The 22,809-nt window shown below is 55.5% G+C and carries 21 protein-coding genes; 11 read left to right on the top strand and 10 right to left on the bottom strand.

The annotated features are described in order from the left end of the window. Positions 1-111: 111 nt before the first annotated feature. The 5 genes from K1718_RS22880 to K1718_RS22860 all read right to left on the bottom strand — a co-directional run bounded on the left by K1718_RS22880 (position 112) and on the right by K1718_RS22860 (position 7,753). Entirely contained in the window at positions 112-963 is an 852-nt protein-coding gene (locus tag K1718_RS22880) for a patatin-like phospholipase family protein (RefSeq protein WP_265680725.1), read from the bottom strand. Between the two features lie 82 nt (positions 964-1,045). Further along, a complete protein-coding gene (locus tag K1718_RS22875; protein WP_265680726.1) occupies positions 1,046-4,225 on the bottom strand; it encodes a putative bifunctional diguanylate cyclase/phosphodiesterase in 3,180 nt (1,059 codons plus the stop codon). A 272-nt stretch (positions 4,226-4,497) separates the two neighbouring features. Further along, positions 4,498-5,403 (bottom strand): alpha/beta fold hydrolase, encoded by a 906-nt coding sequence (locus K1718_RS22870; protein WP_265680727.1) that lies wholly within the window; start codon positions 5,401-5,403, stop codon positions 4,498-4,500. A gap of 80 nt (positions 5,404-5,483) precedes the next feature. Beyond that, positions 5,484-6,761: a phosphoribosylamine--glycine ligase gene (gene purD / locus K1718_RS22865; protein WP_265680728.1), complete on the bottom strand. Its 1,278-nt coding sequence runs from the start codon at positions 6,759-6,761 to the stop codon at positions 5,484-5,486. A 197-nt stretch (positions 6,762-6,958) separates the two neighbouring features. Continuing rightward, positions 6,959-7,753 carry a PEBP family protein gene (locus K1718_RS22860; RefSeq protein ID WP_265680729.1) on the bottom strand — a complete coding sequence of 265 codons (795 nt, stop codon included), beginning with the start codon at positions 7,751-7,753 and terminating at the stop codon, positions 6,959-6,961. A gap of 216 nt (positions 7,754-7,969) precedes the next feature. Here K1718_RS22860 and ubiA point away from each other — a divergent pair, with 216 nt between their 5' ends. Further along, positions 7,970-8,914 carry a 4-hydroxybenzoate octaprenyltransferase gene (gene ubiA / locus K1718_RS22855; RefSeq protein ID WP_265680730.1) on the top strand — a complete coding sequence of 315 codons (945 nt, stop codon included), beginning with the start codon at positions 7,970-7,972 and terminating at the stop codon, positions 8,912-8,914. A 63-nt stretch (positions 8,915-8,977) separates the two neighbouring features. Here the strand turns inward: ubiA and K1718_RS22850 are convergent, their stop codons facing one another. Continuing rightward, complete coding sequence (locus tag K1718_RS22850; protein WP_265680731.1) at positions 8,978-9,568, bottom strand: DUF6101 family protein; 591 nt, start codon at positions 9,566-9,568, stop codon at positions 8,978-8,980. Between the two features lie 430 nt (positions 9,569-9,998). On the opposite strand from K1718_RS22850, the gene K1718_RS22845 reads away from it, so the two are divergent. From K1718_RS22845 to lpxK, 6 genes are read left to right on the top strand one after another with little or no spacing between them, the layout of a single operon-like run. Next, on the top strand, positions 9,999-11,342 hold the full coding sequence (locus tag K1718_RS22845; protein WP_152503133.1) for a TldD/PmbA family protein: 1,344 nt from the start codon (positions 9,999-10,001) through the stop codon (positions 11,340-11,342). After that, the gene (locus K1718_RS22840) at positions 11,329-12,147 is read left to right on the top strand and encodes a 3'(2'),5'-bisphosphate nucleotidase CysQ (protein WP_265680732.1); all 819 of its coding nucleotides are present in this window, start codon (positions 11,329-11,331) and stop codon (positions 12,145-12,147) included. The genes K1718_RS22845 and K1718_RS22840 overlap by 14 nt, the downstream gene beginning before the upstream one ends. A 32-nt stretch (positions 12,148-12,179) precedes the next feature. After that, entirely contained in the window at positions 12,180-12,419 is a 240-nt protein-coding gene (locus tag K1718_RS22835; RefSeq protein WP_152503132.1) for a DUF4170 domain-containing protein, read from the top strand. A 26-nt stretch (positions 12,420-12,445) separates the two neighbouring features. Beyond that, a complete protein-coding gene (locus tag K1718_RS22830; RefSeq protein WP_152503131.1) occupies positions 12,446-13,144 on the top strand; it encodes a lysophospholipid acyltransferase family protein in 699 nt (232 codons plus the stop codon). Further along, positions 13,137-14,435 (top strand): 3-deoxy-D-manno-octulosonic acid transferase, encoded by a 1,299-nt coding sequence (locus K1718_RS22825; protein ID WP_265680733.1) that lies wholly within the window; start codon positions 13,137-13,139, stop codon positions 14,433-14,435. The genes K1718_RS22830 and K1718_RS22825 overlap by 8 nt, the downstream gene beginning before the upstream one ends. Further along, the gene (gene lpxK / locus K1718_RS22820) at positions 14,432-15,454 is read left to right on the top strand and encodes a tetraacyldisaccharide 4'-kinase (RefSeq protein ID WP_265680734.1); all 1,023 of its coding nucleotides are present in this window, start codon (positions 14,432-14,434) and stop codon (positions 15,452-15,454) included. The genes K1718_RS22825 and lpxK overlap by 4 nt, the downstream gene beginning before the upstream one ends. Positions 15,455-15,469: 15 nt before the next feature. Here the strand turns inward: lpxK and K1718_RS22815 are convergent, their stop codons facing one another. From K1718_RS22815 to K1718_RS22805, 3 genes are all read right to left on the bottom strand, one after another. Next, positions 15,470-15,685 carry a DUF2093 domain-containing protein gene (locus tag K1718_RS22815; RefSeq protein WP_152503128.1) on the bottom strand — a complete coding sequence of 72 codons (216 nt, stop codon included), beginning with the start codon at positions 15,683-15,685 and terminating at the stop codon, positions 15,470-15,472. Between the two features lie 98 nt (positions 15,686-15,783). Beyond that, on the bottom strand, positions 15,784-16,011 hold the full coding sequence (locus tag K1718_RS22810; protein WP_152503127.1) for a hypothetical protein: 228 nt from the start codon (positions 16,009-16,011) through the stop codon (positions 15,784-15,786). After that, positions 16,008-16,235: a hypothetical protein gene (locus K1718_RS22805; protein ID WP_265680735.1), complete on the bottom strand. Its 228-nt coding sequence runs from the start codon at positions 16,233-16,235 to the stop codon at positions 16,008-16,010. Before K1718_RS22805 ends, K1718_RS22810 begins: the two co-directional genes overlap by 4 nt. A gap of 277 nt (positions 16,236-16,512) precedes the next feature. Between K1718_RS22805 and tldD the strand changes: the two genes are divergently transcribed. The 3 genes from tldD to K1718_RS22790 all read left to right on the top strand — a co-directional run bounded on the left by tldD (position 16,513) and on the right by K1718_RS22790 (position 20,658). Then, positions 16,513-17,937 carry a metalloprotease TldD gene (tldD, locus tag K1718_RS22800; protein WP_152503125.1) on the top strand — a complete coding sequence of 475 codons (1,425 nt, stop codon included), beginning with the start codon at positions 16,513-16,515 and terminating at the stop codon, positions 17,935-17,937. A 14-nt stretch (positions 17,938-17,951) separates the two neighbouring features. Further along, positions 17,952-18,566, top strand: a complete 615-nt coding sequence (locus tag K1718_RS22795) for an HAD-IA family hydrolase (RefSeq protein ID WP_265680736.1) — start codon at positions 17,952-17,954, stop codon at positions 18,564-18,566. A gap of 304 nt (positions 18,567-18,870) precedes the next feature. Further along, positions 18,871-20,658 carry a monovalent cation:proton antiporter-2 (CPA2) family protein gene (locus K1718_RS22790; protein WP_152503123.1) on the top strand — a complete coding sequence of 596 codons (1,788 nt, stop codon included), beginning with the start codon at positions 18,871-18,873 and terminating at the stop codon, positions 20,656-20,658. A 64-nt stretch (positions 20,659-20,722) separates the two neighbouring features. Here the strand turns inward: K1718_RS22790 and K1718_RS22785 are convergent, their stop codons facing one another. Beyond that, positions 20,723-21,283, bottom strand: coding sequence for an invasion associated locus B family protein (locus K1718_RS22785; RefSeq protein WP_418068050.1), 561 nt, complete (start codon positions 21,281-21,283; stop codon positions 20,723-20,725). A gap of 515 nt (positions 21,284-21,798) precedes the next feature. Between K1718_RS22785 and coxB the strand changes: the two genes are divergently transcribed. Further along, the gene (gene coxB, locus K1718_RS22780) at positions 21,799-22,749 is read left to right on the top strand and encodes a cytochrome c oxidase subunit II (RefSeq protein ID WP_371419547.1); all 951 of its coding nucleotides are present in this window, start codon (positions 21,799-21,801) and stop codon (positions 22,747-22,749) included. Positions 22,750-22,809: the final 60 nt, after the last annotated feature.

Here is a 22,809-nt window from a genome sequence, read left to right as displayed (position 1 = left end):
CTTCTCCTAATAAGATAGGAAAAGTATTTATGCGTTTTATTAATGAACTATTAAATAAAGTAATTGTGATAACAAGAGTGATCGTTCTTGTTAAATATGCTCATGTTGCTCTCAAGTAACGAGCGCTGTTTCTTTTGTCAGTGCTGACAGTTGTTCCTTTGTTTGATCTCGCAATGGCTCCGCCTTGTTCAGAATGCGATCGGCTTTCAAGAAATCAAGCACACGGACGGTGTCGTGCGGTGGGCGAACCAGTATATCTGGCTGATCCAACTTGAGTTTTTGCTTTGTGATCGTTTGCATAAGGATCTGTGAGGAGCCGAAGAGACTGTCCAGCATGTTAATGTCGTCGCTGTTTGGGCGTGGAATCGGGGCGCCGACGACATCAACGGCGATGACAATATCGCATCTATCCCGCAAGCCATCAAAAGGTAACGGGTTCACAACGCCGCCATCGATCAGATGACGTCCATTGTGACGTACAGGCCTGAAAACGGCGGGTATTGCAATCGAAGCTGCAATCGCAGGAAGAAGAGGCCCCGAATCGAAGTCGACCTCCCGACAGCCGAAAAAGTCGGTTGCGATCAGCCTGAGGGGGATATCCAGGTCTTCGAAGGTGCCTGGAAGAAATTCTGAAATGAACACCTCCAGGACGCGTTCCGGGTCGAACTGAACCGGTCCTGAGCGGAACATATCAGCAAACTTCTTCGGCCTGAGTTGCCAAAGGCGGGAAAGGACCGCATTTCGATCCGAGAACGTCTTGAGAGTAATTTCTCGAATTTGCTCTCCGCTACGGCCGCTTGCATAAGCGGCCCCCATGATCGCGCCAATGGAAGTGCCGGCGATTTGTGTCGGTCTTAGACCCAGATCGTCCAGGGCTTCCAGAACTGGAATATGAGCGAGACCACGCGCGCCACCGCCTCCAAGCGCAAGCCCGATCTTGGGATGGGAAGTGTCGGATTGCATAAGTATCGTCCTGTTGTGACTACACTCAAGCACATGGGGAGTGGCGCATGCTTTGCCAAGCCAAAGGCCTTGAGCAACGCTCTTAAAGGACGAAGTACAAGTCGTCGCTCGATTCCGAAATCCAGTTTGTCACCTGATCGAAGACCATGGGTTTGGCGATCAGGAAGCCCTGAATGGAGAAGTCGCCCATCATGCGCAACCGGTCGTATTGCGCCTCTGTCTCGACGCCCTCGCAAACCACGCCAATATTCAACGAGCGGGCCAGATGTATCAGCTGATTGACGACAGCTTCCTTCTTCGCGTCCTGAAGCATCTGGCGCGTAAAGGAACGGTCGATCTTCAGACCGTTGATCGGAAGATCGGCAACATGCGTCAGGGATGCGTAACCCGTACCAAAATCGTCCAGTTCTATATGGACGCCGAGATCATAGAGTTTTTTCAGAGCCTCAAGGTGTCCTGATCCATTGTCATTCAGAAACACCGATTCCAGAACTTCTGCAGTGACCTTTTCCGGGTTGACGCCATGGCGTTTCATTGCGGCGCTGAAGTGTTCAACCAGTTTGCCAGAGGCCAGATGAGCTGGTGATACATTGATGGAAATTCTGCCGAAGTTGATGCCACTGTCGAGCCAGCTCTTTGCCGCCGCCAGTGCTTTGTCGATGACGATCTCGCCAAGGATGGGGGCAAGGCTGCTTTTCTCGACAACAGGTAAAAACTCGCCGGGTGAGAGCTCGCCCCTCTCTGGATGGGTCCATCGTATCAGTGCTTCAACGCCGGTAACCGCCTGGCTTCGCAAATTCACCTGAGGCTGGAAGACGAGATAAAACTGATCGTGTTTGACGGCATCATGAAGCTCAAGCTCGATTTGGGCCTCGGTTTCGCTCTCCGCCTTCATGTTTGTTTTGAAGAACGTGTAGCGGTCTTTGCCGTTTTCCTTTGACTGGTAGAGCGCCAGATCCGCGTTTACCAGAAGAGTGTCGAAACTGTCTGCATCGTCCGGACAGAGCGCAATCCCCATACTGACGGTAGGCCAGAAGCGATTGCCATTGAATTCCATCGGCTGGCGCATGAGACGCCTTGCGCGCTCACAAAGCTGATTTGGATCGGATGTGCTGCTGTCCGCAAGAATAACAAACTCGTCTCCACCCCACCGATAAGGAGTGCCGAGACCGCGGCAGACTTCCCTGAGCCGCCTGCCGGTTTCTTCAAGGCAATGATCCCCGGCAAGGTGACCGAGCGTGTCGTTGACGCGCTTGAAGCCATCCATGTCCACATGAATGAGAAAGGACGGTTTGTCGTCTCTGGCAAAGAGCGACTTGGCGTCCCGCTGGCATCCGGCACGATTGGACAGTTTCGTGAGCGGATCGAAATAGGCAAGGCGCTCCGCCCTTATCTTGGCCTCTCGGGTTTCCTTCTCCCTCTGGACCCGGTCCGAAACGTCATTTGCAATCGCCACAAACAGATTGCGATCGTGGTCCTTCAGGATTTGAACCCGAAGATCGACCGGGTACTCACTGCCGTCTTTGCGTCTGTGTTCGCTTTCAATCGACAGGCTGCCACGCACCCCCTTGAGCAAGGGAGTTACATGCCTGCGCACGGTTTCCTGATCATAGAGCGGGTTGATGTCCCAGATCCGGCGTGACTTCAGCTCGTCGAGATCAAATCCAAGATTGTCGATCGCACACCTGTTTGCGTATTCGATGCGGAAGGTATCAACGTTCAGAATGTAGATCTCGTTCAGAGACGATTCCAGAATGTTGGCCAAAAGCTGGCTCTGGCGTTCCGCCTTCTGGCGGTCGGTGATGTCATGGATAATCCCGACGATCTTTGTGGCGTCGCCATCTGGTCCGGCCATTACATAGCCGCGAACATAAATGCTGCGGCAGTCGTCCGGCGCAAAAATCAGGGAATGTTCGAACTCGAACTCGCTTCGGTTTTCAATCGCCTCTCGAACCACCTCGAGGTTCCGCAATCGTTCCTTTTCAGGCACAAGATCGAGCAGTTGTTGGCGGATTTTACCCCCCGGCTGGTCGGGCGATATGCGGGTGATCCGGAAGAACTCTTCAGACCCAATGAAAAGGTCGGTTTTCAGGTCACGTTCCCAGCTGCCAACTCCGGCGATGCGCTGGGCTTCGAGCAGTTGCGAAGCGCTCTCTTCCAATTGCCGTGTATTTTCTGCGACCATGCCCGTCAGGTGCGAATGGGTGGTTTGCACGGATCTTTGAAGTCTGGAGAGCAATCGGCGGATCACGATCCAGGCAAGAAGTGCAATGCCGCCACCGGCTGAAAGCGTGAGCAAGGCCCCTTGAAGAAATGCCCAGAAATGATCGGTGATGTTCTTCACCAGGATCAGTTTTGCGTCATGTCCGGGCATCGCTGGACGTACAGGCAGTTCGTGGACAATGAAAACCTGTGAATTCTGGAAGTAGAACCGGTCCAGATTGAGCAGACCGGTCGCCGAATTGGTCAGCGCACTGAAATTGAATTCGGTTTTCATCGGTTCGCCCAGGACGCGAGAACTGATCTGCTGACCATTCAGGCTTTGGGGAATGTCCATCTTGCTTAAGTTGACGAGTTCAGCGTCGACTGCGGCCCCGGCAACGACAAGCGAGCGCTCAATGTCGACGGCGAGTTTCAAGTATCCGAAAAGGTTGCCATCGACGGTCCAGGCCTGGAAGACACTGACCACAAATTTTCCGTCGATACTCAATTCTATGTTGCTCGTGTTGCGTGTCAGATTTGCACTCAAGTCATTTTGAAATGCCAAGTGGGCCGGCTCTGCAACAACGGGGCTTCTCGAGCTGTAAATCGGTTTCTGGTCCGCACCATAGATTGTGAATTCTGCAACACTGCTGCCTTCCGGAGCAGCCAGCATAATTTTGTCGGCGATGGCACGGATTGTGCCGGTGTCATGCCGCTGGATGGCATTTTGAAGATTCTTATCGGAACTGATTTCACGGACCGCGCGATCAAGCATCTGCGTGCCAAACGCGCGTTGCTGCGTCAGCAGTCGCTCGGTTGTCCGGATGACGGCTTCCTGAGGCTCAAGCAGGTTGCGGTAGCCTGAAGCGATGTTTTGAATGCAAAGGACGGCGACGATCAACACGAGGAATGAAAGGAAAACACCGCGCAACGGTCTTTCAAACTGGGAATCGTCCACGCTCCATTTCGCAAGGAGCTGATCCAGGCAAGCGCTCAGACCACGTCGGCAGGGTTTGCCCGCACGCAGCTGTTCCTTGTCCTCGTTTACTTGCTCGCCCACACTAGCCACCCGCACCGCCGGTTCTAAAACCGCACAATCCCCCGGCTGTGATGTTCGTATTTGAAGTAACTGCAAATTCGCAGTCTGTTTTTGTGAACACTCACCGCCTAATTCTTCAATAAACTCTATTGGTTAAATTGTTTTGAATGCATTTGTTAAATAGTGTTAAGAGCAAATGGTTCTCAATCGGAAAAATTTACCCGAAAACTATCTTGAAATGAAAAAATCAGGCGGCAATCTAAAGTAGTAATGAAGGTCAGGCTGGTTTTTGCTCAGTCTGCAAAGAATTTCCGCAATGCGTCTGCGGTTTCTTGCCAGGCTTCTTCTGGGAGAAAGTGACCACCGGGAACTGGCTGGCCCTCTGCATGCGGGCACCAGGATCTCCAGACGTCGAGCGGGCTCTCGACACTGGTGGCAATGCCCTTTTCGCCCCAAAGCGCAAGCAAAGGGATCAGGATCTGGTTGCCAGCCTGGTGGTCAAGACTGTCGTGCTCGAAATCGATCGTGGCACCGGCCCGGTAGTCCTCGCAGGTTGCCGAAATGCGATCCGGATCTCGGAACCAGGCTCGATTGTCGTCTAATGCTTCTTCGGAAAAGCAATCAAGGCTCTTGTTGCCAGTCCAACTGGCGAGTGTGTGTTCCAGAAAGCGGACTGGAGACGCAGCAATCAGCTTTTCGGGGAAAGGGGCTGGTTGGGCCAGGAACATCCAATGGTAGACCTTGAGCCCAAATTGCCGGTCAAGTTTTTCCCAGTAGTCGAAGGTTGGCAAAATATCGAGCACGGCCACGCGGCTGACAGCGTGCGGATGGTCCAGCGCCAGGCGGTAGGCAACGCGACCACCACGGTCGTGTCCTGCAAGATGGAATTTATCGAAACCGAGCAGACGCATCAATTCTACGATGCTATTGGCCATAGTCCGTTTTGAATAAGCGTGATGGTCCTGGCTTAGGGCCGGAATGGACGAACTGCCATACCCCGGCAAATCGGGAAGCACGAGCGTAAATCGCTCAGCAAGAAGAGGTGCAACCTTGTGCCAACAGGTATGTGATTGCGGATAACCGTGCAAAAGCACCAAAGGAGGGCCGGATCCGCCAACACGGCAGAACAACTGTGCTTCTTCCGTTTCCACAGTTTCACTCTTGAAACCTGGAAACAGGTCAGGAAATTCGTTAGCCAAAATGAGTCCTCCGCCTGCCGGTTTAAGCTAGCGGAGGTGGGGAGTGCCTGCCAAGTCCAATAAACTGACGGCACTGCAACTCATGAACTGGTTTCGCGGTCGATTGCTCGCCAGCCGATATCGGTTCGGCAAAATCCGTCCGGCCAATCGATCTGGTTGACGGCTTCATAGGCATTTTGTTGTGCTTCGCGGACATCGTCGCCAAGTGCAGTCACATTCAGCACCCGGCCACCATTTGAGCAAAGCGTTCCGTTCTTCAACTGCGTTCCGGCATGAAAGACCTGAAGCTTCTCACTTCCGAGTTGGTCAAGTCCACGAATTTCGGTGCCTTTTGCATAGGACCCCGGATAACCCTTTGCTGCCATCACCACGGTCAGGGCAACGCTGTCGTGCCAATCCGCACTGGTCTTGCCGAGTGTCCCGTCAGCGCTCGCCTCCAATAGGTCCAAAAGATCGCTTCTCAGACGCATCAACAGGACCTGGCACTCCGGATCGCCAAAGCGCGTATTGTATTCAATCAGCTTTGGTCCGTCGCTTGTAATCATCAATCCCGCATAGAGAACGCCCTTGAACGGTGTGCCGCGTCCGGCAAGCGTCGTGATTGTCGGCTTGATGATCCGCTCCATCACGTCCGCAACAATCTCGTCGGTCAGAACTGGTGCGGGTGAGTAAGCGCCCATGCCACCAGTGTTTGGGCCTTCGTCGCCATCAAAAGCACGCTTGTGATCTTGCGCCGTCGCCAGAGGCAAGGCGTCGGTTCCATCGGAAAGAACAAAGAAACTGGCTTCTTCTCCGTCCAGAAATTCTTCGATTACGACTTCCGCACCCGCATCACCGAATGACCCGTCAAAACAGGCCTTCACGGCGTCCTCAGCTTCGTCCAGCGTCATGGCCACAACCACGCCCTTGCCAGCCGCCAGCCCGTCAGCCTTGACGACAATCGGTGCGCCTTGCTGCCGGACATAGGCCAGTGCACCCGTTGCGTCTTCGAAACGGCCATACCCTGCTGTCGGAATATTGGCTTCGTCGCAAACGCCCTTTGTAAAGGCTTTGGAGCCTTCAAGTTGGGCTGCGGCCATTCTCGGCCCAAACGCCTTTATGCCGGCAGTGTCGAGGTCATCCACAAGTCCGGCGACCAGAGGAGCCTCCGGCCCGACAACGACCAGGTCGATGTCGTGGGTTTTGCAAAACGTGACAACCGCCTGGTGGTCGGAAACATTCAGATCGGTCAACTCCGCAACATCTGCGATACCCGCATTGCCGGGAGCCGCGTAGAGTTTTGTCAATCTGGGAGACTTTGCCAGTGCCCATGCAAGTGCATGTTCGCGGCCGCCGGATCCGATCAGAAGGAGTTTCATGAATTGCAGGTCTCTGAGAGTAGGTAACGCTGGAAAGACGACTTGCCTGAAGGGCTGATCGCCATCATTGAGCGGGGTCTAGCATGCACGGTTGAAGCCTGCAATCGGACCGCTTTGCCCCGATCTGGCGGATGCCGGTTTTTCAGTGCTGGAAGACAACCCAGGCACAGTGCGCGCCTGGGCCAGTCGTATGAGCGTCAGCCGCCAAATGATGCGCGGCAGTAGACAATATTGTCCTTCTTCAGGTCCTTGCCCCAGATAAGCTTCGCAGAACTGTCCCACTGGATCTGGTTGTAGCCGTCCTTGGGCCCAACATCGCGGGCGCTATAGACACTCGCCTTCGGCCAGTTGCTGTCGTCAAACCCTGGGTCTGTCCAGTTCCCTGGAACCTCGACGCGGGTCTGCGCGCAGACCGCCTGAGACACATCGGGATTGCGTTCGCGTGCACAGGACGCGTCTGCAGGCGCGGCTTGTACCGTCAGGCATCGCCAGTCGCCTCCGGTAGCGCCAATCAGTTTTCCGCTGGCAACGTCCTTGAATTGTGCGATAGCGCCTCCGTCGCCCAATTGCTGGCGCCGGGAACCGATATATTCAAGTCCGGTTTCGTTCTCCATGAAATCGCGAAACTCGAAGGCAATCGTCATCGGGAAGTCTGAGCCGAATTCAAAACGCTCGGCATTGAACGAACGCTCGGTTCTGATCGAGACGCTGTCTTCCAGAAGCGGTTTGCCATTGATGTAAAGCTTGAACCAGTTGTCGACCCAGACTTCACCGAGCACTTGTCGAGAACCACCGGAATCGATCTTGCTTTCGTTGACTTCCTTGCCTCCGCGTTTTGGTGGCCGGTCGTCACCTGGACGTGGAGGTGGTTTGCCATCCTCGTGCTTGGGTGGGGGCGGTGGCTTTTGAGCAAAAGAGCTGGTCGGGAGGGTGCTGAGGCCGATAGCTAAGGATAAGAAAACACTGACTGCAAATTTTGGAGAAAAATACACACTGCACTCCTTGGTTACGGCGAATCGGCCACCGAATATCTTTCACGAACCGAGCAATTTCGCCGTTTTTCAACAAACCCACACCAAGACAGTGTCACTATGACCCCTTGCAGGATGAATTTCATCCAAATAATCGGTAGAAATGCCGGGGGTGATCCAACTTTGTTCGAAATTCGCGTTGGGCAACCGGTCAATGCAAACCGAGTGTGAAGTGTCATGATTTTTTCCACCAAGGATACGGGGCCTGTCGCGGATGCGGTGAAAAAGCACTGGGTCGACACAAGCCTGCCGTCGTCCTTGCGTCCATTCGCACGGCTCGCACGTTGGGAACGGCCGATCGGTTGGTGGTTGCTGCTGTGGCCCTGTTGGTGGTCTGCCGCGCTTGCGGCAATTGCTGCCGGTCAGGGCTGGCCGAACCTGTGGCACCTTGCTCTCTTCTTCATCGGAGCGGTGGCAATGCGTGGTGCGGGCTGCACCTACAACGATCTGGTTGATGTTGATATCGATGCACAGGTGGAGCGGACCCGTTCACGGCCAATTCCAGCCGGGCAGGTCTCAAGACTTCAAGCGAAGGTGTTCCTTTTCCTTCAGGCTATGGTTGGCCTGATCGTGTTGCTTCAGTTCAACACGTTTTCGATTTTGCTCGGGATCGTGTCATTGCTGCCGGTCGCGATTTATCCCTTCATGAAGCGGTTTACCAATTGGCCGCAGCTTTTTCTGGGTCTCGCATTTTCCTGGGGCGCATTCATGGGGTGGGCCGCTGAATTCGGTTCGCTCTCATGGGCGCCGATGTTCCTATACGCGGGCGGCATTTGCTGGACAATCGGCTATGACACGATCTATGCGCATCAGGACAAGGAAGACGATGCTCTGGTCGGCGTGAAATCCACCGCACGCCTGTTCGGAACGCGAACCAAACCTGCATTGATTGTTCTGTATGCTCTGGCCACGCTGCTTTTTGCGACCGCAGCTGTCTTGGCCGATGCGGGGCCAGCCGCCTTTATCGGAATTCTCGCAGGCGTCATTCACCTCGGCTGGCAGATCGTCGCGCTGGATATTGACGATGGTGATCAGTGTCTCCGCTTGTTTCGTTCCAATGGAACCTATGGCTGGATCCTGTTTACGGGGTTTGTCATAGATGCCTTCGTTACCTGGCTATAAATGAACAAAGGCTCCGCCTTGCGGAGCCATTTGGTGCCTGTCCCGATCTTTCGAAACCCATGCCTAGGTGCGGGCAATGATCTCGCGTTCACTGCCATGGCAGACTGAGGTTGCAGCCGGTCTTCCAACCACTCTCTTGTTCAAGAACCTTGGTCTTCGGCCGGTCAGCATCCGCAATTGACGGCGAGGGGCCGGTTGCGCTGCGGGAACGGCACGAAATGCGTCGATCGGTTTCACCTTGCCGCCCAGATCGCATACAAGCATCGGCAGATTGAAAACCTGTGCCCACCGGCTCCAGAGGATCGCGAGGTCATCGGAGTTTTCAGTCTCCGCAAGCGTGATGGATAGGGCGCTATCGTGATGTTTGAGGATCAGGGCAGCCTGGATTTCGCCTGGCACGTCGCCTGGAATTATCCGGACCATCACACCATCGAATGCTTCCGTCGGCACGACGAGGTTGACCGGAACACCTGCAACACGGCGCTTGATGATTGCTCTTTCGCGATCAAGAACAATGTCCGCGGGAAGAGAAGGTGTTCCCGGACGCGATTCCAGTCGTTGCTGAAAGCGTACCGGAAGACAATCGGGATGCGGCATTGTTTCTGCCGCTGTCCCGATTGCTGCCGTTTCCTGTTTTTCTGTTTGACGTCTCAAGTAACTCTCCACCGGACCTTTTGGTCTCTCGATGTCTTTCAATCTAAGGGGGAAAGGTCGTAAAGCGCTTAAGAGACAGAGTTAAAAAAGTCTGTTTTTAAAGAGGGTTACTGGTTTGTAAGTGGCACGGTAAGACCTGATTCAGACCTGTGTCGGGAAGGTGTTGATACTACTTTAGCGAGAGTGCGAGTGGTGCTCAAAACGCCTAGTGTTTCTGCGGACTTCCATTGATCTGCCCCAGAAGCGGCACACATAGGAGGTGTCGAACCTGTCACGCCTTTACAGCATCGCAGTGTTGCGCCGGAGTGAATGCCTCCCGGCGTTTCTGGTTCGGAATGAAACAGATTGTTGGCATCTCAAGCTGGCTGTTGCAGCTGAACGGTGCGAAGCGTAAACAACAGCCAGACCTGATGGCACAAGAGCGGATCAAATGTCGGAACTGATCGATCAAAGTGAATTGCAGTCTCGCGCAGCACGGCTAGTGGAAGCTGCGCGGCAAGCAGGAGCCGATGCCTGCGACGCTGTCGCAGTCACCGGAGTATCGCTCTCGGTTGACGTGCGCGAAGGCAAGGTTGAAGAAACCGAACGTGCCGAGGGTGACGACGTCACATTGCGGGTCTTTGTCGGCAAACGTACCGCAGCCGTTTCAGCAAACCGTCTTGACGATCCGGCCAGTCTTGCCGAACGCGCAGTTTCGATGGCCAAGGTCGCGCCGGAAGACCCCTTTGCCGGACTTGCGGACCCGGAGCTGCTGGTGAAGGAATTCCCGGTACTGGAGTTGTTGGACGACAAGGAACTGACGGCCGACGAACTGACGGACATTGCGCTTGAAGCGGAGGCAGCAGGTCTCGATGTGGACGGCGTCAGCAAGTCCGGCGGGGCTTCAGCGTCTTGGCGACTTGCAGGAATAGTGCTTGCAACAAGCCATGGTTTCGAAGGGTCTTATATATCTTCGCGATACGGCATGTCTATGACAGCAGTCGCAGGCGAAGGCACCGGCATGGAACGGGACTATGATTTCGACAGCAGGACTTTCTTCGCGGATCTGGACCGTCCAAAAGAGGTTGGACTGCGTGCCGGTGAACGCGCGGTACGCAGGCTGAATCCGCAAAAGCTTTCGACCCGAACCGCAAATGTCATTTATGAGTCTCGCGCAGCGCGCAGCATCCTCGGGCACCTGGTTGGTGCAATCAACGGGGCTGCGATTGCGCGCAAAACGAGTTTCCTGAAAGACCGAATGGGTGAAGCGGTGTTCGCGCCGGGCATTCGTGTCGTCGATGATCCCTTCAAGCGCCGAGGTGCAGCGACAAGGCCTTTCGATGGAGAAGGTACACGCGCTGATGTGCTTGAAATGGTCAGTGACGGAGTGTTGCAACACTGGTTCCTTGATGGCGCCTCTGCACGTGAACTGGATCTGAAACCCAACGGCCGCGCTCACCGGGGCGGCAGTGGTACATCTCCCGGTCCGACCAATATCACGCTGATGCCGGGCGAAAAATCGTTGGAAGAGCTGATGACGGACGCCGGCGAAGGCCTGCTTGTCACCGACCTGATTGGCCATGGCGTCAACGGAGTGACCGGAGACTATTCCCGCGGTGCTGCCGGTTTCTGGTTTGAGAACGGAAAAATTGTCGAACCTGTCAGTGAAATCACCATCGCAGGAAACCTGAACGACATGTTCAAACGCCTTGTGCCTGGCAGCGATCTGGACAACCGGTATTCGAGTGCCGCCCCGTCTGTCATGATCGAAGGGATGGCACTTGCTGGAAGCTGACACGGGCAATAATCACTCCTGGCTCGACCTTGATCTGCGACTTCTTGAAGACGCGGCGCATAAGGCTGGAGAATTGGCGCTCAGTTATTTCGGGTGCGACCCTGAAACCTGGTTCAAAGGGAACAACCGCTCTCCAGTCTCTGAGGCGGATCTGGCAGTTGACCGATTGCTTGCCGAGGAATTGCGCGGAGCACGGCCTGACTATGGCTGGCTTTCGGAAGAAACGGCAGACGACAAAAGCCGTCTGGGTTGCGAGCGGACTTTCATAGTCGATCCGATAGACGGAACAAGAGCATTTCTGGCAGGTGGAGACGAGTGGACGGTCTCTCTGGCGGTTGTCGAACAGGGTCGCCCGACCGCTGGCGTCGTCTTTTGTCCGCGTCGAAACGAATTGTTTGCCGCGCGTGCCGGAGGCGGAACCACTTTGAATGGAGAAAAAGTTTACGTTTCTCCGAAGCAGAGTGTTGAAGGGGCAACCTTGTCCGGGCCACATTCGATTGTTGCCAACAAAGATGTGATGGCGGCTGGATTTAGCGGTACGGAAATCCTGCGCTCGCTGGCCTATCGCCTGGCGATTGTGGCAGCTGGACGCGTCGATGTCGGCGCCGCACGGGGCGGGCCAAGCGATTGGGACCTTGCAGCAGCTGATCTTTTGGTGCAGGAAGCGGGCGGCAGGCTGACCGACCTTTCCGGCCGGAACCTTGTTTACAACCGGACCAAGACCGGACATCCGGGATTGATTGCTGCACCGGAAGCGCTGATCGAACCGGTTCGCGCGGTTCTTGGTGAAATGATCAGATCCTGAGCGGATTGCATCGACAAACAGTGAGGATATCCATGAGCGAGACCGACAGCCCCAAACAGCTGCTGCATCTGGTGTTCGGCGGTGAGCTGGAGTCGCCTGAGGGACTGACCTTCCGGGATTTGGATGAATTGGATATCGTCGGCATTTACCCGAACTATGCTGAAGCCTCCAAGGCCTGGAAGGCCAAGGCGCAGGCAACGGTCGACAATGCGCACATGCGCTATTTTGTGGTCCACCTGCATCGCTTGCTGGACCCGGACACAACGGCCTGATTGGTCGTTCTTAGGCGACAAGAAAAATGATCAAACGCCTCGGCCGTCAACCTTGGGTTCTCTCTGCAGTCGGTTCTGTGCTCGCCGGTTATCTCAAGCTGGTCTATCACACCAACCGGTTCACGATTGAGCCGAAAGGCGTTCATGAGGAAACGGAAGCTGATCTGCCGGTGATCGTTGCCATGTGGCACGGTCAACATTTCATGGTGCCGTTTGCCAAGCCTTCCAGCTGGCCGGCGAAGGTCATGATTTCAAGATCCGCAGACGGCGAAGTGAATGCGATCGCTGCTCGAAAACTCGGTCTTGGTCTTATCAGGGCATCGGGCGGCCGAAACGCGCGCCAAATCAAGAAGCGCGGAGGCATGCGCGGATTTATCGAAGCTCTGCGGGCTTTGAAAGACGGGTTCAGCATAGCCATGACTGCTGACGTGCCAAAGGGACCTGCGCGCCAATCCGGTGTCGGCATCGTTCAACTGGCGAAACACTCGGGCAGGCCGATCCTGCCTGTGGCGGTTGCCACCAGTCGCAGTATCGAACTGAACAGTTGGGACAAGGCCAGCGTGAACCTGCCTTTCGGGCGAGGCGCAATTGCAACCAGCGAGCTGATCTGGGTGCCTTCGGAAATCGAGGACGATGCGCTCGAAGCCTACAGACAACAGGTTGAGGACGGACTGAACAAGGCGACGACACGTGCCTATGAGATTGTCGGAAGGGCCGATGGCTGATCCGCGTCCCGTTCTTGTGACAGCCTATCGGGCTCTTGCGGTAGCCCTGACCCCCTTGTTCCACTTTCTTTTCTGGCTGCGCAGTCGGTCTGGAAAGGAAATCCCCGAGAGAAAGAGCGAACGGTTCGGCAAGGCGGATGTCGTCCGCCCAGAAGGTAAACTGGTCTGGATTCACGCTGCGAGTGTGGGCGAGACCGTCTCGGTGCTGCCTTTGGTCGATGCCTTGATCAGCGACGGCAACAAGGTTTTGCTGACCACGGTGACGGTTACGGCTGCGGAACTGGCACAAAAGCGCTTGCCGGCCGGGGCGAACCATCAATTCATGCCTTTCGACGCACCGGCGCCGATTGCAAGCTTTCTGGACAAGTGGCGACCTGACCTTGCCATGGTGGTTGAATCTGAGATCTGGCCCTGCCTTTTCGATGAAATGCGCCGCCGGCCCATTCCCTTTTTGCTCGTGAATGGTCGTCTGTCCGACAAATCACATCGGAACTGGTCGATTTTGCGCGGCGTAGCCCGGTATCTGTTTCAGTGCCTGGACTTTGTTTTGGCACAGAGCGAGGCAGACGCCGAAAGGTTTCGGCATTTGGGTTGCCGTAAGGTCGAGATGCCGGGCAATCTTAAATTCGATGCAGAAGAGCCAGCGCTTGATGAGAGCGCCTTCAGGACATTGAAGGGTCAAGCAGGTCAACGGCCGATCTGGCTGGCAGCGCTAACCCACCCCGGCGAAGATGATTACGCATTGGACGCATTTGATGAACTTCGACGCGCGAATTCCGATCTGCTTCTCATCCTTGTCCCAAGGCACCCTAAACGAGCTGATCAGATCTGCGAAATGTTGCAGGTTAGGGGCCTGACCTTTTCCCGCCGCAGCTCCGGTGAAGAAATTTTGCCCGAAACACAAGTCTATCTTGGCGATACACTCGGCGAGATGGGACTTTTCTATCGACTGGCCCCGGTCACATTTCTCGGTGGTTCCTACACTGAAGCGGGCGGGCACAATCCGGTTGAGGCTGCATTGTGTGGATCGGCTCTCGTGACCGGCCCAAGGGTCTCCAACGCGAGAGCTGTCTACAAAGACTTCTGGAAACATGAGGCGGCATTGAGAGTGTCTTCACCAGACAATTTGAGCGCAAGTGTCGAAGCTCTGTTCAAAGATCCGGAAGCTGCCAAACGTCAGGCAACAAGGGCACGCGAACTCGTCGAGGCAGGTCGGGGCGCTCTGGACAAAACGCTTGCATCGTTAAAACCCTACTTGAAATCGACGGACGCAGCGGGAGGTGCGGCGTGAGCAAGGCGCCCGACTTCTGGTGGCAACAAGGGTTCTCTGTTGCCGGCGCTCTTCTGGCGCCTTTTGGCTGGATTTACGGTCTTGTTGCGGGTAGGCGCATGTTGGCCAAACCGAAAGCGGAGAGCCGACTGCCCGTCATTTGTATCGGTAATTTCTTAGTCGGTGGTACCGGGAAAACACCTTTCGCAATCGAGTTGGCTTTTCGGCTGCGCGAGGAAGGCTATATGCCCGGCTTTCTGTTGCGTGGGTATGGCGGCAGCACAAAAGGGCCAGTTTTGGTAGATCCTGATCTGCATGATGCTGCAGAGGTTGGCGACGAAGCTCTGCTCCTTGCCCGTCACGGTCCGACGGTCGTTTCGGCAATCCGTCCGCAAGGAGCAAGGCTGGCCGAAGAGCAGTCAATCGATGTTCTTCTGATGGACGACGGGTTTCAGAACCCTGCACTCAAAAAGGATTTGAGCCTGATACTGGTGGATTGCACCGTTGGCTTCGGGAACGGCCGTTGTCTGCCCGCAGGTCCCTTGAGGGCCCCGGCGGACAGGCAGATCCTGAAAGCCGATTGCCTTGTTCTGGTAGGGGACGGAAACGAAGCGGAAACCGCCATTCATCTGGCAGGTCGCAAAGGCTTGCCGATTCTGCACGCGCATATTCGCGCTCAAAAGGACAAGGCACTTGAAGGTCAGAAGCTCTTTGCTTTTGCCGGGATAGGCCGACCGCAAAAGTTTTTCGATGCGTTGAAAGGCCTCGGTTACCAGGTGAAGAAAGCGCGGGCCTTTGCAGACCACCACCTCTATAGCCAGGCGGATGTCAGAACTTTGCTGACTGAAGCCGAAGAGGAAGGACTACAGCTCGTTACCACGTCCAAAGACATGGCGAGACTGGAGACGACTGAAGGGGAGCTCTTTCACTGGATCGCATCGACCGCAATCGTCGTGGATGTGCGCATGGACATCGACGACGAGGACCGGTTGATGAACCTGATCCGTGAAAAATTGCGACAGCGGAGCTTCAAGACCTGAGCGAGGTCTGCGCGTCTAGCGCGTTTCCAGATACCGTTTCATGGAAGCTTTGGCATCTACATAGGCTTCCTGCCGGTCTACGGACCAGTATTTCAACTCATCAAGCGGAATTGCCGTACCGGTCACAGCGCATCGCACGAATGTGCCGGGTGTTTCCACTTGGTAGTCGCCATCCAGGTATCGGACGCGGGCCTCGCTTGGAATGCGCGGATTTTCGTAACGGTTCATCATTGCGTCTGCTGCTGTGTTGCAAGGTCAAGTGTGCCGGAAGACTTGTACGGTAGATCGACCACCAAGGGCAAGTCACGGCTTTGTTCGCTTTGACGGCATCAGAACATCGGCGTGGTACGACGGTCTCGTCCAATGAGATATCGGCAGCGGGACATAACCACAGCCCATTCCGGCAATATTTCCTGTGCTTTTTGCATTTCGTGGCCACGATCGTTCTGACAGGTTTCCATGTCCTGCCAGCGTTTTGCTTCCACCGAAACGTCCTGACAAATAAGCAGCTCTGGCTCACAGGCAACCAGATGCATCGCGATGAGCACTGATTTCATGAGGCTGCCTTGCCGTTTTTCAAGGCCGATGACCTGGACAGTCTGAAGTCAACGGACACCACCATGTCGTCGGTTTGTTCGGAGGGACGGGGAGGGCCCGCGACATTTCCCGATTTGCTGAGCGCTTGAAGAATGAGTGGATGCAGTCCGTCGCCACGCTTGGCAGCTAGATCATGAAAAGAACTGTAGGTCTCACCGATGAGATCCTTGGGTCGCTTGGGCATGCGCAAACGTCTTCCTATTCGCGACAAGCGCGAATTTGAATGATGAAATTTTGAGAGAGAGCTGGCGAGGCCGTTTCTGAAGCGGTCAGGCTGACTGAGGATGCGAAGGATCCTTAAAGGTGAGTATTATATTCAAGTTTAAAATCTCGCAAGTGGATTTCGAGGAATTCAGGGTGAATTGCGTGTCAAAAACCCTATGTTGGGGGTAACGCCTTGCATGACGGTGGGAATGCCGCCGGAAAGGCAACGTCCTCAAACGACTATGCAGGAAACAACAATGACCATTTCCACGGCAGATCTCATTGAATCGTCAGGTCTTGGGCTGGAAACAGCAAAACGCCTCACCAAGGACGCCTTGGACGGGGCGGATGACGGTGAGCTGTTTGTGGAATACCGGCAGACGGAAGGGCTGGTGTTCGACAACGGCCGCCTCAAGGGAGCCAATTATGATACGGCTCAGGGGTTCGGCCTCAGAGCTGTTGCCGGAGAAGCGGCGGGATATGCCCATGCTGGAGACATATCCGAAGGCGCGTTAAAACGTGCGGTCGACGCGGTAAGTGCCGTCAAAAAGGGGTATTCAGGCAGCTATGCTGCGGCGCCAGCAAGAACAAATGTGTCGCTTTATTCTGACGCCAACCCGCTTGGTGGCCCGAGCTTTGAAGACAAGGTCAAGCTGCTGCAGGAAATAGACGCATACGCGCGATCCGTGGACCCGCGCGTGCGCCAGGTGACAGCATCGCTTGCCGGGTCCTGGCAGGTTGTTGAGATCCTGCGGGCCGATGGTCATCTTGTCCGCGATGTCCGCCCGATGGTGCGTTTGAGCATATCCGTTGTCGCGGGAAATGACGACCGACAGGAAAGCGGCTCGTTTGGATGCGGCGGCCGCGAAGGTTTCGACCGGTTTATCACGACGGAAAACTGGCAGGGTGGCGTGGACGAAGCCTTGCGCCAGGCCCTGGTGAACCTGGAGGCTGTACCGGCACCGGCAGGCACGCTCGATGTCGTGCTTGGTCCGGGTTGGCCGGGTATTTTGCTCCACGAGGCCGTCGGTCATGGTTTGGAAGGTGATTTCAACCGAAAGAAAACGTCGGCGTTTGCCGGGCTCATGGGCGAAAGGGTTGCGTCTCCCGGTGTCACGATCGTCGATGACGGCACCATACCGGACCGCCGCGGTTCGTTGAGCGTGGACGACGAGGGAACGCCTGCCAGCCGTACTGTTCTGATCGAAGACGGCATCTTGAAGGGTTACATGCAAGACCGTCAGAATGCACGGTTGATGGGAATGGAACCCACAGGCAACGGCCGGCGTCAGTCTTACGCCCATATTCCAATGCCGCGTATGACCAACACAGTGATGATGGCTGGCGACAAGGACCCGGAAGAGATCCTGAGTTCTGTGAAGGATGGTATCTACGCAGTCTCGTTCGGCGGTGGTCAGGTAGATATCACGTCAGGCAAATTCGTCTTTTCCTGTACAGAGGCTTACCGGGTCGAAAACGGCAAGGTCGGCGCACCTCTGAAAGGGGCAATGCTGATCGGCAACGGCCCGGACGCGCTGACACGCGTTTCCATGATCGGCAATGACATGAAACTTGATCCGGGCATGGGCACTTGCGGAAAGCAAGGGCAAGGCGTACCGGTCGGTGTTGGCCAGCCATCTATGCGCATCAATGAAATGACGGTCGGTGGAACAGCAGTCTGACCCGGAGGTTTAAGGTGCCGGGCGTCGTATTCGTTGTCTTCGACATGGATGAGGTTCTCTATGACTATCGTCATCAAACGCGGCTTGATTTACTCGAGCAGTTAACCGGGAGGCCGGCTGCTGAAATCGATGCGGCGGTCTGGGGTGGACCTCACGAAGAAGCCGCAGAGGCTGGTCAACCGGGAACCGCCGAAGCCTATTTGGCACAATATGGCCAATTGCTCGGTTATCCGATCGACTTTGACACCTGGTGCGATGTCCGGCGTCGGATGATGCGGCCGAGACCGGATGTGCTTTCGTTGGTAAAACGGATCACCGCCAAAGCCGACACCGCGCTTTTGACGAACAATGGAATGATGCTGAAAGCGGCGCTTCCCGTTTGTGCACCCGACGCGTTCGAAATCTTCGGCAGCAAAGCCCACGTTTCTGCAGAATTCAGACTGCGAAAGCCTGATCCGCGGATCTACCGGGCCATTTGTGAAAAATATGGCTACGAACCGGGCCGCTGCGTCTTTGTTGACGACAAGTTGGAAAACGTTTCCGGGGCTGAAGAGGCCGGCCTCATCGGACACCATTATTCATCGTGTAGGGCGCTGGAGGCTTTTCTCTTGGACCACAAGTTGATCTGACGTCGGCGACGCAAACTGAGTGGTTTTCTCGAAAGCGAGGAGGCGGTTCTGCGTTGTTGAAATGGCCTCCCTGACCGCGAAATTGCCGCGCCTGCCGCGTTACCGGGCTCCTGGCGCAGCGCGCATTGAAATAGCGCTTTGTCGAAAGCTGAGGTCGACGCATCGTTCTGTGGCAGAAAAAGCGAAGCAATAACCTGTATTGCAGCCATTTTGAGACAGGTTAAAGCCTGCAAATTTGCTACAGTTAAAATTGTCATCACAGTTTAACTGATTCCGGTCGCCGCAATCCGGTTTAGGAGAAAGAATGGCCAGCGAGGCAGCACCTCCGTTTTTTGCTGAATCTATCGTGTTTCTGGCTGCGACAGTTGTAGCCGTTCCGATTGCAAAACGGCTGGGACTGGGTTCGGTGGTTGGCTACCTGGCCGCCGGTGCAGCGATCGGGCCGCATGGACTTCAACTTCTGGGTTCTGGAGAAGACGTTCTTCATGTGGCCGAGCTCGGCGTTGTCTTGCTGCTCTTTGTCATCGGCCTGGAACTCGACCCTCAAAAACTCTGGCGAATGAAGCGCGACATTTTCGGCCTCGGATCCGCCCAGGTGATGCTCACCGGCCTGACCTTGTTGGGCGTTGGTCTGATTTCGGGGGTCTCGTTCTCCACTTCCCTTGTCGCAGGATTTGGATTGGCGCTGTCTTCAACAGCCTTTGCTTTGCAAATCCTGCAGGAGCGTGGACAATTATCATCAAGCTATGGCCAACGAGCTTTCGGCATCCTGCTCATGCAGGACATTGCGATCGTCCCTCTTTTGGCAATGGTGGCCATATTGGCGCCGGGCGAGGGGCCATCGACGGCAGCCCAGATATTCAGGGAGATCATTCTCGTTCTGGCTGCCGTGGCCGCGGTTATTCTCACCGGCCGGTATCTGATCTCACCGATATTCCTGTTTCTCGCAGCCAGCCGCGCGCGCGAAGTCATGTTGACGGCTGCGCTTCTGGTTGCCCTGGGCAGTGCGGGGATCATGCATACCGTTGGCCTGTCTATGGCGCTCGGTGCATTTCTGGCAGGTGTGCTTCTTGCCGAATCAAGTTTCAGGCACACACTGGAAGCTGATATTGAGCCGTTCCGTTCATTGCTGATGGGATTGTTCTTCGTGGCGGTCGGTATGTCGCTCGACGTTTATCTTGTCATGGAGAATTGGGTCATCTTGGCCGTTGGGGTCCTACTCGTCATGGGCATCAAGGGCTTGTTCCTCTGGGGTCTGTCCCGAGGCACCGGATCACCAAACTCCGATGCAATGCGCATAGCTGTGACGTTGCCCCAGGGTGGTGAATTTGCTTTCGTTCTCTTCACAGCTGCCGTCAGCAACGCCCTTCTGGACTATCAAACGGCAAACCTTCTGAATGCCATCGTGATCCTGACGATGCTGCTCACGCCAGTTGCCTGTCTAGGTCTCGACAAACTTGCGGCCCGAGCCAAGGCGAAGGGTGTTGAAAACCCGTCAATTGAAACCTTCGAGGAGGCCACACCGACGGTTCTCGTTGTCGGTTTTGGCCGATTTGGGATGGTTGCCGCTCAGATCCTAACATCCGAAGGTCTTGAGATTACAGCGATCGACAATCGGCCCGACCGTATCGATTACGCCCGCAAGCAGGGCTACAAAGTCTATTACGGAGATGCGACACGTGCAGACGTCTTGAGTGCTGCTGGCGCCGGCAAGGCCGCGTTGATTGCCATGTGCATTGAAAACGACAAGGTGATGGGCAAGGCAATCGATCTTATTCGGAAAGACTTCCCTGAAGTCCTGATTTTCTGTCGCGCGACCGACCGTGCACATGCTCTGGATCTTACAAAACGCGGCGTCGACTTTCAGATCCGTGAAACCTTCGAGTCGAGTGTCGTGTTCGGCAGAGCGGCTCTGGAAGCGCTCGGAACACCTCTCGATCGGATTGATCAGATCGAGGAAGATGTGCGGCACCGGGATGAAGAACGGCTGGCCATGCAGCTGACGGAAGGCATGTATGCCGGGATGGACCGTCTGCATAAGGTCACCCCGCGAAAAACTGTCTCTGACGAACACGACGAACCGGCAGAATAGAAAAAAGCGCCGAAGGGCGCTTTTTGTCGTCGTGAATTAAGACGATTGTTCGCTTTTGGCGGCCCTAGGGCAGAGCGTCAAACCCGGCTGAGAAACCGTTCAGCGAAATCGGGATACCGATCCCTTCCTCCGGTGTCTGGAAAATGATGAACGTGGCCTGTCCACCCCCTTGCAGTTTGGTCAGCAGGTCTTCTTCCAAAATGACTTCAGCAATACAGCCGTTCGGCAGACAGCGGACAAACCCCGCACGCCCGATATCGGCATTGTCGACCCGCAGACCGAGGCCTGAGGGCAAAAGCACTCCAAGCGGCGCCAGGACACGCAGGATACGTGCCTGTTTGTCGGCGGTTTTGAGGATTATCACCGAAAGACCGACATTCTCGCGGTCTGCTGCCGTCACATTCTGGATCAGGGCGCATTGTTCTCCGGTCGAGCCGGGAGGCGTATCGCAGCGCATTTGCCAATCGCCATGCGCAGAGCGCACCTCGCCTTGAGCCGCGGCGGGCAACGTTGCGTGTGAAACGGCGCTGAAAAGAATTCCGGCAATGGCGGCAAACTTGGCAATCGACAGTTTGGAGCGTCCGGTCTTGCGGGCAGCCAGGGACTGCGTCAAAAAGGTTGACAAGAAAACCTCCAGTCAAGCGTTATATGATCCGTGAGCCGCTCCCGCATCCGGAAACCGGCTGGCCTGCGAATCATGAATATGATCCCGAGCCGACCTTGCCGCATGATAGCGCTTGATTCTAGTCCGGCGGGGTTTCAATCGGCAGCGATAGTTGCATTTTTTGTCGAAAATCAGCCTGTCCTTGACCCTTGTCAAATGGCCAAAGCCTTTCAGGGACTGTGAAAAGTTGGAAATTCCGTTGCAGCCCGGCGTTTCTTGTGGTTTTTGTGCGACAGCAGGGTGTTGGTGGGGTGATGCGGCACATCGCCGCTCTGCACAGTAGAAACCATCGCCCTCAATACCAGTTTGTGGTTATAGTCCGGCCATCAGATAATCCTGTCGGGTGTCCGGATGCGGCAGATAGGGGCTTGCGAAGCTGCGCCAAGCCCGCTACTGCCGCACTGGATTGGGCCGGAGTGTGTATCCGGTATTGATGCATGTGCCGCGTGAAGCGGCTGAGGGAAGGGAGCGCGGACGTGAAGGCAATCTTCAAGCGTCTCATGACTATAGCCGGAATGGCGGCGACATTTGCTGGAGTGTCCACTGCGGCCCTGGCGGCCGAATCCGGCATGACGAACTGGCAGCTCGGATTTCAGCGGTCTGTCACCGAAGTGATGGACGACATCACATGGTTCAACAGCTTCACGTTGATAATCATCACCGTCATTACACTTTTCGTGCTGGCGCTGCTGATTGTTTGCATGTCGCGTTTCAGTGCCAAGGCGAACCCTGTTCCCTCGCGCACGTCGCACAACACGATGATCGAGGTCGCGTGGACGGTTGTCCCGATCCTGATCCTTGTTGTGATCGCCATTCCCTCCTTCCGTCTGCTTTACAAGCAGTTGGATATTCCCGAGTACGACATGACCATCAAGGCGATCGGTTATCAGTGGTACTGGGGCTATGAATACACCGACGAGGGTATGGGCGAACTTTACTTCGACTCCCTCATGGTGGGCGATTCTTCAGATCCTGCAGCCGATCTTGCTGAAAGGCAGGAAGTCGCTGATGCGCGCGGCGTTTCGATTGCGGAAGTTCCGCGCTTGCTCGCAGTTGACTACGATCTGGTCGTTCCGGTTGACACCACTGTTCGCCTGCAGGTGACCTCTGAAGATGTGATCCATGCCTTCGCGATGCCGTCCATGGGCCTCAAGATCGATGCGATCCCCGGCCGCTTGAACGAGACATGGTTCCATGCTCGTGAAGAGGGCGTTTTCTACGGGCAGTGTTCAGAGCTTTGCGGCAAGGACCACGCCTTCATGCCGATTGCCGTTCGTGTGGTCTCAAAAGACCAGTTCCAGACTTGGGCATCCGCGGCTCAGGATGATCTGGACACGGCAAACGAACAGCTGATGGCGTCGATTGCCGATGCAAAGAAAGTCGCCGAAAGCGGCCAGAATGAAGAAGTCTCGGTCGCAGCGAAATAACGCTGCGACTTTTCTTGTTTGGCGATGCGCGCGATGAGACGCAGCGCCGCTGAGAAAGTT

Source organism: Roseibium porphyridii (assembly GCF_026191725.2).
In the GTDB taxonomy this organism is placed as follows: Bacteria; Pseudomonadota; Alphaproteobacteria; order Rhizobiales; family Stappiaceae; genus Roseibium; species Roseibium porphyridii.
Note: the sequence above shows the minus strand (reverse complement) of the source record. Positions and strands in the feature narration are given on the sequence as shown.

What these genes read in the sequence shown, in the direction of transcription:
- K1718_RS22880 (WP_265680725.1), bottom strand. Translation starts at nt 963, where the DNA reads ATGCAATCCGACACTTCCCATCCCAAGATCGGGCTTGCGCTTGGAGGC.
- purD (WP_265680728.1), bottom strand. Translation starts at nt 6,761, where the DNA reads ATGAAACTCCTTCTGATCGGATCCGGCGGCCGCGAACATGCACTTGCA.
- ubiA (WP_265680730.1), top strand. Translation starts at nt 7,970, where the DNA reads ATGATTTTTTCCACCAAGGATACGGGGCCTGTCGCGGATGCGGTGAAA.
- K1718_RS22845 (WP_152503133.1), top strand. Translation starts at nt 9,999, where the DNA reads ATGTCGGAACTGATCGATCAAAGTGAATTGCAGTCTCGCGCAGCACGG.
- K1718_RS22835 (WP_152503132.1), top strand. Translation starts at nt 12,180, where the DNA reads ATGAGCGAGACCGACAGCCCCAAACAGCTGCTGCATCTGGTGTTCGGC.
- K1718_RS22830 (WP_152503131.1), top strand. Translation starts at nt 12,446, where the DNA reads ATGATCAAACGCCTCGGCCGTCAACCTTGGGTTCTCTCTGCAGTCGGT.
- K1718_RS22825 (WP_265680733.1), top strand. Translation starts at nt 13,137, where the DNA reads ATGGCTGATCCGCGTCCCGTTCTTGTGACAGCCTATCGGGCTCTTGCG.
- K1718_RS22815 (WP_152503128.1), bottom strand. Translation starts at nt 15,685, where the DNA reads ATGATGAACCGTTACGAAAATCCGCGCATTCCAAGCGAGGCCCGCGTC.
- K1718_RS22810 (WP_152503127.1), bottom strand. Translation starts at nt 16,011, where the DNA reads ATGAAATCAGTGCTCATCGCGATGCATCTGGTTGCCTGTGAGCCAGAG.
- K1718_RS22805 (WP_265680735.1), bottom strand. Translation starts at nt 16,235, where the DNA reads ATGCCCAAGCGACCCAAGGATCTCATCGGTGAGACCTACAGTTCTTTT.
- tldD (WP_152503125.1), top strand. Translation starts at nt 16,513, where the DNA reads ATGACCATTTCCACGGCAGATCTCATTGAATCGTCAGGTCTTGGGCTG.
- K1718_RS22790 (WP_152503123.1), top strand. Translation starts at nt 18,871, where the DNA reads ATGGCCAGCGAGGCAGCACCTCCGTTTTTTGCTGAATCTATCGTGTTT.